Raw genomic sequence first — 12,902 nt, 5'->3', positions numbered from 1 at the left:
GCAAAGGAATCTTATGGAAGTTTATTTTTCAGGAACCATTGAACGGATTATTTTTGAAAATCCCAGCAATTTTTATCGTATCCTCCTCCTAGAAATCGAAGATACGGACGCAGAAAACTTTGATGATTTTGAAATCATTGTTACTGGCACCATGGCTGATGTGATTGAGGGAGAAGACTATACTTTTTGGGGACAAATTGTCCAGCACTCCAAGTATGGGGAACAACTGCAAATCAGCCGTTATGAACATGCAAAACCAACTAGCAAGGGACTAGTTAAGTACTTTTCAAGTAGCCATTTCAAGGGAATTGGTCTCAAGACAGCTCAGAAAATTGTGGATACCTATGGCGACAATACCATTGACGAAATTTTGCAACATCCAGAAAGGTTAGCAGGCATTACAGGACTATCTGCCAAAAATCGCGAGGCTTTCGTCTCCACTCTCCGTCTCAACTACGGAACGGAAATGGTTTTAGCCAAACTGGCCAACTACGGCATTCCCAATAAACTAGCCTTCCAGATTCAAGACTTTTACAAGGAGGAAACCCTTGATGTGGTTGAAAATTATCCCTACCAGTTGGTTGAGGATATCAAGGGTTTGGGATTTACCATTGCTGACCAATTAGCGGAGGAACTAGGCATCGAAAGTCAGGCTCCTGAGCGCTTCCGTGCCGGTCTAGTTCATAGTCTTTTTCAGGCCTGTATGGAAACAGGGGACACCTATGTTGAAGCACGGGATTTGCTGGAACAAACACTTACTCTCCTTGAGTCTTCCCGCCCCGTAGAACTGGATCCCAGTCAAGTTGCCCAAGAACTCTCCTACCTGATTGAAGAAGACAAGGTTCAGCAAATTGATACCAAAATCTTTGATAATAGTCTCTTTTTCGCGGAGGAAGGCATCCGCAGTCACTTGGTTCGTATCCTTGAAAAAGGAAAACAGAAGAGCCAAGATTTAGAAACCATTCAAAAACATATCGCTACTGTCGAAGAAGATCTGGGGATTGAGTATGATAACATTCAAAAACAGGCGATCTGCGACGCTATCCAAAACAAGGTCTTTATCCTGACAGGTGGGCCTGGTACTGGTAAGACCACTGTTATCAATGGGATCATCGCTGTTTATGCCCTTTTAGAAGGACTTAACCTCAGGAAAAAAAGCAACTTGCCGATTCTTCTTGCCGCTCCAACTGGTCGAGCCGCTCGGCGCATGAATGAATTGACAGGCTTGCCAAGCGCGACCATACACCGCCACTTGGGAATGACAGGTGACGATGATACCAGTCATCTGGAAGATTATCTGGATGCTGACTTTATCATCGTAGATGAATTTTCCATGGTGGATACTTGGCTGGCCAATCAACTCTTCTCTAACATCTCTTCTAACAGCAAGATCCTCATCGTGGGTGACAGCGACCAGTTGCCGTCTGTCAGTCCTGGACAGGTTCTAGCGGATCTGCTTCATATTCCCTTGATTCCTCAGACTCGCTTGGAAAAAATTTATCGACAAAGCGAAGAATCAACCATCGTTACCCTAGCTAGTCAGATTCGACAGGGCATCTTGCCAGCTGATTTCACTCAGAAAAAAGCAGACCGTTCCTACTTTGAAATTGCTAGTGGCCATATTCCTGCTACCATTGAGAAAATCTTAGGCGCTGCCCTCAGAAGTGGCATCCCTGCCCGTGATATCCAAGTTCTGGCTCCCATGTACCGAGGGACGGCAGGGATTGATGCCATCAACCAGCTCTTGCAAGACCTGCTCAATCCACCACAAAAAGATCAACTCAGTTTTGAAGCTACCCAGTGCCACTATCGTAAGGGAGATAAGGTCATTCATTTGGTTAACGATGCTGAAATCAATGTCTTTAATGGGGATCTAGGAGCTATCACAGACCTGATTCCTGGTAAATATACCGAATCGAAACAAGACGAGATTGTCATTGATTTTGATGGCAATGAGGTCTCTTACCCACGTAACGAATGGTACAAGATTCGCCTGGCCTATGCCATGAGTATTCATAAGTCTCAGGGAAGTGAGTTCCCTGTTGTCATCCTACCTATCACTAGTGCTAGCAGGCGTATGCTGGAGCGCAATCTCATCTATACAGCCATTACACGCGCCAAAAGCAAGCTTATCTTACTAGGCGAATTACAGGCCTTCGATTATGCTACCCAACATATCGGAACTGCCCGAAAAACCTATCTGATTGAACGCTTCAGTGATCTACTGGAGAATGTTGAAGAAAAGCAACAAGCTGTCTCTGAAACTGCCACATCAAGTGACTCTGAACAATCCTACATCCTGACAGAAGAAAACTGGGACAGCATCCCCGCCATGATTGGGATTACAGACGCAGACCTCAAAGAGATTTTTGGAAAATAGTGCATCAGAAAACCCACCAATTCAGGTGGGATTTTTGTTTATTAATACTCAATGAAAATCAAAGAGCAAACTAGGAAGCTAGCCGCAAGCTGTACTTGAGTACGGTAAGGCGACGCTGACGTGGTTTGAATTTGATTTTCGAAGAGTATAAGATTATTTAACTGTTGCTGTGCTTGTAATCAACTCAACAGCTTTTTTGATAGTGATATCGTGTTTCAACATATCAGCTGAAAGCAAGCTTTGTACTTGTGCAACTTCCATGTTGTAGTCTGCTGCCAATTGCTCAACTTCTTTTTTGATTTCTTCTTCTGAAGCATCAAATCCTTCAGCTTTGGCAACTGCTTCGATAACAAGGTTAGTCTTAGTACGTGACTCAGCTTCTGCTTGGTATTGATTATGAAGGTCTTCTTGAGTAGTTCCAGTGATTTGGAAGTACATGTCAGGGTTGATACCTTGACGTTGCAAGTTCCCAAGGAATTCGTTTACTGAGCGGTGAACTTCTTCGTGGATCATTTCTTCTGGAAGTTCTACGATTTCAGCGTTTTCTACAGCTTTATCAATTGCTGCACCTTCTACTGCATCTTTGTAAGCTTCTTCTTTAGCAGCAGCCAATTCCTTGCGGTATTTTTCTTTCAATTCAGCAAGTGTTTCAACTTCTTCGTCGATGTCTTTTGCAAGTTCATCGTCAAGAGCTGGAACTTCTTTAGCTTTTACTTCGTGGATAGTTGTTACGAATTTAGCTTCTTTACCTGCAAGGTCTTCTGCTTGGTAGTCTTCTGGGAATGTTACAACTACATCAACAGTTTCGCCAGCTGAGTGACCTACCAATTGGTCTTCGAAACCAGGGATGAATTGACCTGAACCAAGTCCAAGTGAGAAGTTTTCACCTTTTCCACCGTCAAATTCAACACCGTCGATAGAACCAACGAAGTCGATAACAACAGTGTCGCCGTTTTCAGCAGCAGCTTCTTTGATAACCAATTCAGCCAAGTTGTTGCGTTCACGTTCGATACGCTCTTCAACGTCAGCGTCAGTTACTTCTTTTTCTACATCAACTGATACTTCAAGGTTTTTGTAGTCACCCAATTTTACTTCAGGTTTTGTAACAACTTCAGCAGTGATAACCCAGTCTTGACCTTTTTCCATTGAAGTTACACCAATTTTTGGTTGAGCAACCACTTCAAGACCAGCTTCTTTTACAGCTGCTTCATAAGCGTTTGGCAAAAGAGCGTTCATAACGTCTTGATAAAGTGACTCTTCACCAAATTTTTTGTCGAAGATAGGACGTGGAAGGTGACCTTTACGGAAACCTGGAACATTAAGAGATTTCTTCACTGAGTTGAAGACACGGTCCAATTCTGGTTTGATTTGGTCTTGAGAGATAGTGAAAGTCAAGACACCACGGTTTGTTTCTTTGTTTTCAAATGATACAGACATTCTGTCATTTCTCCTTAAAATTTTTTAAATACAGTCTATTATAACATAAATGGACGACTTTTTTCAAGTAATGACTGCGCTTTTCAATGATGGGAGAGGTACTTGCTCACTTCTCCAATATTATTTTTATATAACTATTAGAACTCCTCATGCCCCACCAAGTGGTGCTGAAAGGCATAGACAGCCGCCTGGGTACGATCGCTGACTTCAAGTTTGGCAAGAATGTTGGACACGTGGGTCTTAACCGTCTTGAGAGAGATAAAAAGTTCGTCTGCGATACGCTGATTTTCATAGCCCTTGGCGATGAGTTGGAGTACATCTCGCTCACGCGCAGTCAGGTCCTCATGTAGTTCTATGTGATTGCGGTGGTATTCGACTTTTTTGCTGACCTCTTGCTCAATGGCCAACTCCCCAGCAGCCACCTTACGGACAGCATGGAGAAGTTCGTCGGCACTAGAAGTCTTGAGCATATAGCCCCTAGCACCAGCATCTAAGACAGGCATGATTTTTTCATTGTCCAAGTACGAAGTCACAATCAAAATCTTGGCTTCAGACCATTCTTTGAGGATAGCCAAGGTCGCGTCAATTCCATTTATCTCAGGCATGACAATATCCATGACAATGACATCTGGACGCAATTCCAAGGCCAAGTCAATTCCTTGAGATCCGTTTGCCGCCTCACCCACAACTTCTACATCGTCTTGGAGGTCAAAGTAGCTTTTCAAGCCCAATCGGACCATTTCATGGTCATCTACTAGTAAAATTTTCATCTTTACTCCTTTATCATTCCTTATCGAGCAGGGGAATACGAATATCAACTGCCAATCCTTGCTTGAGAGCTGTTAATAACTGAACCGTCCCTGCCATATCTTCAACCCGCTCTTTGATATTGCGTAATCCATAACTCAAGTCGTCTAAACTCCCTAACTGAAAACCAATCCCATTGTCCACCACCTTCAGTTGCATTTCAAAATCCGTCTGATAGAGATAGACATCCAAACAAGATGCCTGGGCATGGCGGAGAGTGTTGCTGATCAACTCTTGCAGGATACGGAAGATATGCTCCTCGATTTTCTTAGGCAATTTCGTCACATTTTGCTTGAAACTAACCTTGAGGTCACTCTTGTCCTCAAGCTCTTTTAAGAGGATTTGGATTCCCTCAACCAGACTCTTCTGCTCCAGCTCAACTGGTCGCAAATGCAAGAGCAAGACTCTCAAGTCCTTCTGGGCAGTTTCTAAAATAGCTGTGACACTCTGCAACTGGGTCTGCATCTTTTCTCTATCCAATTTCAAAGACTGCTGACTGACACCTGACAAAATCATGTGGGCCGCAAACAACTCCTGACTGACGGTATCGTGCAAATCCCGAGCAATCCGCTTCCGTTCTTTCTCGATGATTTCCTCTTCCCGAGAAAGGCTGTGATTTTCAGCCTTTTGAAGAGCTTCTGTTAAAAGGTTAAGTTTACCTGACAATGACTTGAAACTGGCATCCAAATCTGGATCTGCAACCTGAACCACTTCTTGCCCTGCTAATAAACGCTTGAGATTAGCCTGCATTTTTCTTAGAGAAAGCTCTTCAACACCTCTCCAAAACAGGGCTAAGAGACAGGTCATGGACATGCTGAATACCAACAACAAAAAAACAAATTTTTCTGTTTTTTCGACATCATGCAAGAAAATAGACCAGTCAAAATCAAGAATTTCCAGCAAGCTGTGGGAGAAAAATAAGACAAACAGAAAAGAGGTGAGAGCAATGATTACATAGGCTTGTTTTTTCATCCTCTGACCACCTCCACATCCCCAATCATAGTAGTCAAGAAAATCTTGACACTCTTGTTACTCTTGAGATAATCTCTCGTTTCCTGATGATAGTGTTCATTGCGGAGAGCTCGCTTGGGCTGGTTGAAAAAAGTCAAATCCCCATAGAGACAGTTAACACTGAGACTGACTTCTACATCTACAGGTACAATGATTTTAGTCGTTCCTACCATCTTTCTGAGGATAATAACATTGTCATGATTTGTTAGAATGACCCTCTCCAGATGAATAGTGTCCTTCCCCATGAGACGAAAGAGATTGATATCATCAAACTGGCAAGTCTGGTAGCTTGAAAAATGATGAAGATTTCCAAACCAACGGTTTTTCTCCTTCTTAACCGTCACCACCTCTTCAAAAACCAAATTGGTTTGTTCTTTTTCTTGGTTCATCATCGGATAAAGAAGAAAGAGGCTATAGATGACCGCAACAAAAATAGCTAAAATCACAAAAGGATTGAGCATGACGATGAAAAAGAAAAGAATGGTTGCCACCACTAAAAGAAGGTTATTTCCCTCTTTACCAGTGTAATAGCGAATCAAAAGCAAAAAGAGGAATAAAATCAGCAGAAAACGCGAAAAATGCTCTGATACCATCAAAATCAGAGCTCCTGTCAACAGACAGGCTTCGATAAATAAAAAGATTTTAAATTTTCTCATAGGTTGATCCTCTCTCTTCTATTTTATCACACTTCAAAAAAGCCACCTCGGTCTGAAGATGGAAAAAAGGCGGTGATTACGCCTTTTTCATCTGATCTTTTGCTTCTTTTAATTTTCCATAAAGAAGATAGTCTACTTTTTGCAGATCTGCTATGGTAGCACAATTAAGAGCACACATAAGCAAACGCAGATCGTCTTTCCAGCCTTGAACAATGTCAATCACTTCTTCGACGGTGTAGCTTTCAATCAATTCCAGAACTGTTCGAGACAGTCCTACAGCCTTGGCACCAAAGACCAAACACTTAATCATATCCAGCGGATTCCGAACGCCACCACTGACCAAGAGTTCGACCTTGTCTTTCCAGTCTTGGGCATTGAGAAGGGCTTGCATGGTAGACTGGCCCCATTGATTGAGATAATCACGTTGGCCACTGCGACGATTTTCAATATAGGCAAAGCTGGTACCACCACGACCTGACAGGTCAAAGGTTCGAACGCCCAATTCATAGGCTCTCTCGATGGTTTTGGCATCCATTCCAAAACCCACTTCCTTGAGGACAATCGGAACAGGGATTTGCTGGCTATAGTCTGCCAGATGCGATTGCCAGCTTCTGAACTTCCTTTCTCCCTCGGGCATGAGTAATTCCTGCATGACATTGACATGCACTTGCAATAGAACAGGATGCATCTCTTCTACAGTCTGAAGACCTAACTCGACAGACTTGTCCAATCCAATATTGGTTCCAAGGAGGAGATTTGGATGGCTGGTTTTAACAGAAAAAGAGTCGTCTGTTGGATCTTTTAGGGCTGCGCTATAAGACCCCGTTACAAACAAAATCCCACAGGCCTCCGCCACCTGAGCCAGCTTTTGATTGATTTCTCGACCTTTATCACTCCCACCTGTCATGGCATTGATATAAAAAGGAAAATCCCACTTTTGACCAGCAAATTCTGTCGACAGATCGATTTCATCCAGATCGTAAAGAGGCAAGGAAGAATGAATCAGCTCCACCTCATCAAAGCTATTATAGGAACTTTTCTGCTCAAGAGCATAGCGGATATGCTCGTCCTTACGATTTGTCGTCATGTCCTATCCTTTCTTGATATAAGAGCTCAATCCCCAGATCGGCCCAGCGATTTTTTAATGTTTCGGTTGATTGCACATCAAAACTCAAGGCAATACCACAGTCACCACCACCAGCACCGCTACTCTTGGCAACGGCTTGCAAATCTTGACTGGCTTCTTTCAGTTGTCTAAGCGAAGGTGTGTAAATATCTGCGCTCAAGCCTTCTAAGAGCTTGCTGGCTCTTTCTACCTGCTCGATAATTTTTTCTGATTTCCCATGCTCCAAGGCTTCTACCAAACAAGCCACCGTTTCTTTTGAGGAACTTAAAAAATTCTGATTGATATTTTGCTTGATTTGCTGGACCATATCACTAGACACAGCCACTTCCTTGGTCCACCCCACTAGGAAATCACATTCTAAAGTTGGTTTCACTTGTGAAATTGAAAAGCCCCAATCACGCTCTAAAACTGTCGACAAATTTTCTTCTTCCAACCAAGCAACCACCTTCTGGCGATCAAAAGACTGGTAAAGAACCAATTCCTCTGCCACAATACAGGCAATGTCCCCCATAGAACCATTGTCTCCTCGCTTGAGCAAGACAGCACTGGTCAGCTTGAACAAGAGATCCTGATCAACCGAAAGATTATACAGAGCCAGCAAAGCCTTGACAACCAAGACAATGACGCTGCCACTAGAGCCTAAACCAAACTTTTTCCCTTCTCGTTCCATTTTTCCTCGAATCTCTAAAGAAAAAGGTCGCAAGGTCTGCCCACGATAAACGAGGAAATCTTCCACTAAAGCAATCGTTTCTTGAATCAAGCTATAGTCAGGATTTGGCGTCAAATCAACTGTGAAATCAAACAGATCTGAATAGATACGGTAACTATCAGAAAAAGCAATCTCGCCCTTCATATAGATAGGAATGGCCTTTATCAAGGCCAACTGCCCTGGCTCTAAAATAGCATATTCGCCTGCCCAATAGAGTTTTCCGCAAGTTTTAACAGCAATCATCTTGGCTCAAATCCTTTGTTTTTGACACAATCAAGCGATAACGTTGACCGAAGATTTCTGATAAATGCTCCAAGTCTTTCTCCTGACAGAGGACCTTGACATTGGGACCAGCATCCATAGTAAAGTAGCAGGCCTCTCCTTGCTCACGGAGCTGGCGAACAAAGTCCATGGCCTCATAGCTTGCATCGGTTAGATAGGAAAAGGCTGGTGATGCTGTTTTCGTCGTAGCGTGCATAGCAAGGGCATTTTCCTCCGTTAACTCCCCAACCTTGGCAAAGTCATTTTCCTTGAGATAAACCAGCATATCCTGATAATCCTTCTCAGACTGACGCACCCAGTCATCAAAGGTCGTCGAAGTTTCCACACAAAGTTTCATCCCATCACGACTAGAGATTGGTTTTTTCTTGTCTTCTAGCACCAACATAATCATAGCTAGTTTCAGGTCTGTCTCTACCGGGTAAATCTCTCCGCTATCCTTGTCCCAGGCACCTAATGGTCCATAAAAACTCCGAGAGGAAGATCCTGAGGCAAACTTAGCCTCCTGTGCCAACTGACTTCTATCCAATCCAAGCTTGAAATAAGCATTACAAGCCTTGACCAAGGCGGACAAACCGCTAGAACTTGAGGACAAGCCCGCTGCGGTAGGCATATTGTTTTGAGTATCTATACGGACAAAGTCCTCACCTTCTGGACGGTAACGGTCAATAATCTTACTCATCTTGGCATGTTCAGCCTCATTTTGTAACTGACCATTGATATAAAATGCATCAGCTGTCGCATGGGCTGGTAAAGGCGACAAGGTCGTCTCCGTATACATATTCTCCAAAGTCAGAGAGATGCTGCTAGTAGCAGGTATCATCTCTTTTTCTTTTTTCTTTCCCCAATATTTGATAATAGCAATATTTGCGTAAGAACGTACTGTTACAGGCTCTCTATCCATGTCTGAACAGCTCCTTTCTCTTCTAATCTTTCTGCTAGTTCTTGTGCGTGTGTCAAATTGGCTGCCAAGGCTATGATACAACCTCCAAGCCCACCACCGCTCATCTTAGCACCCAGAGCACCATGGCTAAGAGCCGTTTCAACTAGGGAATCTGCCTCAGGGCTACTAACTCCAATTTCTTTTAAATATAAATGCGCTTGACTGAGGATTTGTCCCAGTTTTTCAGCATCTTTTCTTGTAATTGCTTCTTCTGCCTGCTGGGTCAATTCTCCCAAGGCATGCAAAAACGGCAGGGCATCCTTGCCCTTGTTTTGAACCACTTGGATGGCTTCACGAGTATGACCATAAACTCCCGTATCGGCAATCACCAAATAGACGGATAGATCCATCTCAAGCTCTGTAAATCCTACATTCTTAATAAAGCGAATAGGCTGGTCACTGAGACAGGTCTTGGCATCCAAACCACTTGGATTCATATGGGCAATCATCTCAGCACGATTGACCAAGATTTCTAGTACATCACGAGGCAAATCAGCTTGATAGTAGTCAAAAACCGCACGAATGGCCGCTATGCTGATAGCCGCTGACGAACCCATTCCCCGTTTTTCAGGGATAGCCGAGTCAATATCACAGCGAATGCAGGCTTCTTTGATATCCAAATACTCCAGCGAAGCATACACCGCCATAGACAAGGTATCTTCCTCATAGAGACACCAAGGTCTCTCTGCAGGGACTACCTTACAAGTCACCTCCACCTCCAAAAGAGGCAGAGAAATGGCAGGATAACCGTAAACGACCGCATGCTCCCCTATTAAAATAATCTTACTATGTGCCTGACCGACACCAACTTTTTTTGTCATATTTTCCTTTTACTAGACGAAAAAGCCGTCTTATACTCAATGAAAATCAAAAAGCAAACTAAGAAGCTAGCCGCAGGCTGCTCAAAACACCGTTTTGAGGTTGCAGATAGAACTGACGAAGTCAGCTCAAAACACTGTTTTGAGGTTGCAGATAGAACTGACGAAGTCAGCTCAAAGCACTGCTTTGAGGTTGTAGATAAGACTGACGAAGTCAGTTACATATATGTACGGTAAGGCGACGCTGACGTGGTTTGAAGAGATTTTCGAAGAGTATTATTTTTTCATACAAATATTTATTCTCTCCTATCTATTTTATTATATTTTCACAAAAAAAGCGATTGTTTCCTTCACAATCGCTTTTTCCATTATAGGGATATATCTCCATCATTTTATTATTTAAACGATTTTTAGCATATCCTATTCTTCTCGTTTTTTAGAAAATACCGTCAAAGCACCTAGGATAGATAAGCCACCTAGAGCTACCAACGATTCATCTTGTTGACTACCTGTCTGAGGTAATTCATCCTGCTTGTGCACTTCAGTACTTCCTTGATTCCAATTCTCTGAAGGAGTCGGACTTGGACTTGGTGCTGAGCTTGGACTTGGTGTCGGCTGGGGGGTTGGCTGGGGTTGCGGTTCTGGTGTCGGCTGTGGATTTGGTTCCGGACTTGGTGCTGGGCTTGGATTTGGTGCTGGGCTTGGATTTGGTCCTGGGCTTGGATTTGGTCCTGGGTTAGGTGTTATGTTTTCTCTTGGCTGATAAACATAACCTAGCTCTAAAACATTAGCTTCTACTTTGTTGATAGGTAAATTTCTAGCTAAAGTAAAGAAAAACACGCTGCCTGCACTAGGGCGAACATTACCCTCAACAGTACCTGTCACCTTTAAAACTGTTCTCCCATTCGTATCTGCTAACTCTTTGGCTTTATCTTGTTTAATACGAATAACCATCTTATTGATTTCTTCAGGCCTCTTATTAGGGAATAACTTTTTAAGCTCTTTTGATGAAAGAGTTTTAAGTGTCATATTACGCATAATAGTTTCAGCGATAGACTTACCTTCATCTGGTTTTATTGCACTTTCAGCGATACGTTCATTATATTTACCATCTGATCTACTACTATCCTTGTCGTTTAAAGATCTAAGAATCATCCTAAATGTAATATTATTGTAACCTTTAGTTTCAACACCAAATGTAATTTTAGGTTCTGTATTACTAACTAATGAATTAAAGCTATTTTTGTCATTTCCTAAATTTTTTTCGGATGTTGAATATACATTTAAGATTTCCTTCGTTTTATCTTCCTTAATTCCTATAGCATATAAAGGTCTCCATGAGTAACCATTAAACTCTGCATATAATTTTTCTGGAACAACTAAATCTTTGTCTAAATTCACATTTAAGTCTACATATGTGTAAGTCTTTGTAGTTTCATCTATTTTAAATTTATTATTTTTGTATGTGTTTGATAAAACAGGACCCGCTCCTCTTGCATCAGGATTTCTATATACAGTCATAGCTGTAGTATTATCCATTTCAAACTCAGCTTTTAGAACCACTTCGTTCACTTTATCAGTATCATTATTTTTCGGGTCATACTCATCAATGATAGTACGTGTATTTTTTCCATCTTTTACAACTTCTGTTGCATTGCTCAACTTAGTATTTGGTAATACAGCATCCGATTCTACCATAGTATCAATTTTAACTTTGTTAGCATTAATTTTGAATCTATCTAACCCGTTATAAAGAATCATAGTTCTTCTATGATCCGTTGGGACAGGCGCTTCGTCCTTGGTAAAGCTTGTGTAAACCCCATATAGCTTTGAATCAGGTTTTAAACCATTTGGAAAGGCTGTTGCTAATGTATCTTCTGGTGAAAATAATCTAGCTCCGTGCTCTTCATCAATTTTCCCATCTACTGAAGGTTTGTCAGACCAACCAAGAAAAGTGTTGGCAGTACTAGAGTTAACTGTTGGTTTTCCTAACTTATCTTCCCCCGTCTTATATGTCCTATCTGCATTTTCTCTAATAGTAGGATCATCTGCATCAACATTCCACTGTTTCATAAGTGTTACTTTACCAGCATAATTAGGCTTAGTAGTTGTTTCACCTGTCCCCGATTCAGGAGAAGTAGCACTTCTATCTGTACCTGATGTAATAGTACCATTTCCACCTGTACTTCCTGTACCACTTGTTGTGCTTTCTCCTGATGGTAAAGCACCTGTTGCGCCTGCTACTGGTCCATCCGCTTGAACAGCCGCCACACCAGTTGCAAAAAATAATACCGAAGCTACTGCCACACTAGCTACTCCCAAATGATGCTTTCTAATAGAATAGCGTAAAACTTTTTTCCCGTTTCCTTCATATTTTCTTGACTTAAAGTTCATTTTCATCCTCATTTCTTTTTTACAAATGGGTACTTATAAAAATACCCCCCCCCCCCTTAAATATTTTAGTATTTTAAGAGAGGGTTCGCTTTTTAAGTCTAAAATTGTAATTTTCATGATGCTTTCAAAAAAACACTCGACATCACACTAACATTATATACCTTTTTCTGAAAAATGTCATGTGAAACTGGGCAAAAACTCAATTTCGTTAAAAATCGTAACTTCTCAAAGTAATTTCCACTTGCCTAATCAAAGTGGAAATTAGTCTAAAACGGATTTTTATGGTGGAATTAAGTGTGAGACGTTTGAGTTAGAAATGAGGTCTACTATGACAAAACATAA

General features: G+C 41.9%; 11 protein-coding genes. 2 read left to right on the top strand and 9 right to left on the bottom strand.

Annotation, left to right across the window (positions count from 1 at the left end):
* The first annotated feature begins 13 nt into the window (after positions 1-13).
* On the top strand, positions 14-2,380 hold the full coding sequence (locus PCY12_RS08995) for an ATP-dependent RecD-like DNA helicase (RefSeq protein WP_301352589.1): 2,367 nt from the start codon (positions 14-16) through the stop codon (positions 2,378-2,380).
* 153 nt (positions 2,381-2,533) lie between these two features.
* On the opposite strand, the gene tig is transcribed toward PCY12_RS08995, so the two are convergent.
* The 8 genes from tig to mvk form a co-directional block, all read right to left on the bottom strand.
* Complete coding sequence (gene tig / locus PCY12_RS08990) at positions 2,534-3,817, bottom strand: trigger factor (protein ID WP_301352587.1); 1,284 nt, start codon at positions 3,815-3,817, stop codon at positions 2,534-2,536.
* A gap of 137 nt (positions 3,818-3,954) precedes the next feature.
* Positions 3,955-4,587 (bottom strand): response regulator transcription factor, encoded by a 633-nt coding sequence (locus tag PCY12_RS08985; RefSeq protein ID WP_301352585.1) that lies wholly within the window; start codon positions 4,585-4,587, stop codon positions 3,955-3,957.
* Positions 4,588-4,600: 13 nt separating this feature from the next.
* Complete coding sequence (locus PCY12_RS08980; RefSeq protein ID WP_301352584.1) at positions 4,601-5,596, bottom strand: sensor histidine kinase; 996 nt, start codon at positions 5,594-5,596, stop codon at positions 4,601-4,603.
* Positions 5,593-6,291, bottom strand: coding sequence for a cell wall-active antibiotics response protein LiaF (gene liaF / locus PCY12_RS08975; protein ID WP_001224652.1), 699 nt, complete (start codon positions 6,289-6,291; stop codon positions 5,593-5,595). The genes PCY12_RS08980 and liaF overlap by 4 nt, the downstream gene beginning before the upstream one ends.
* A gap of 76 nt (positions 6,292-6,367) precedes the next feature.
* Positions 6,368-7,378: a type 2 isopentenyl-diphosphate Delta-isomerase gene (fni, locus tag PCY12_RS08970; RefSeq protein WP_061424417.1), complete on the bottom strand. Its 1,011-nt coding sequence runs from the start codon at positions 7,376-7,378 to the stop codon at positions 6,368-6,370.
* Entirely contained in the window at positions 7,362-8,369 is a 1,008-nt protein-coding gene (locus tag PCY12_RS08965; protein ID WP_000562399.1) for a phosphomevalonate kinase, read from the bottom strand. The genes fni and PCY12_RS08965 overlap by 17 nt, the downstream gene beginning before the upstream one ends.
* Positions 8,356-9,309, bottom strand: coding sequence for a diphosphomevalonate decarboxylase (mvaD, locus tag PCY12_RS08960; RefSeq protein ID WP_301352582.1), 954 nt, complete (start codon positions 9,307-9,309; stop codon positions 8,356-8,358). Before mvaD ends, PCY12_RS08965 begins: the two co-directional genes overlap by 14 nt.
* Complete coding sequence (gene mvk / locus PCY12_RS08955) at positions 9,291-10,169, bottom strand: mevalonate kinase (protein WP_301352580.1); 879 nt, start codon at positions 10,167-10,169, stop codon at positions 9,291-9,293. The genes mvaD and mvk overlap by 19 nt, the downstream gene beginning before the upstream one ends.
* Before the next feature lie 39 nt (positions 10,170-10,208).
* On the opposite strand from mvk, the gene PCY12_RS08950 reads away from it, so the two are divergent.
* On the top strand, positions 10,209-10,403 hold the full coding sequence (locus tag PCY12_RS08950; RefSeq protein ID WP_301352578.1) for a hypothetical protein: 195 nt from the start codon (positions 10,209-10,211) through the stop codon (positions 10,401-10,403).
* A gap of 183 nt (positions 10,404-10,586) precedes the next feature.
* Here the strand turns inward: PCY12_RS08950 and PCY12_RS08945 are convergent, their stop codons facing one another.
* Entirely contained in the window at positions 10,587-12,566 is a 1,980-nt protein-coding gene (locus tag PCY12_RS08945; RefSeq protein ID WP_301352576.1) for a YSIRK-type signal peptide-containing protein, read from the bottom strand.
* Positions 12,567-12,902: the final 336 nt, after the last annotated feature.

It is taken from the genome of Streptococcus sp. SPS1 (assembly GCF_030439915.1).
GTDB lineage: Bacteria > Bacillota > Bacilli > Lactobacillales > Streptococcaceae > Streptococcus.
This window is presented reverse-complemented; position numbering and strand designations above follow the sequence as displayed.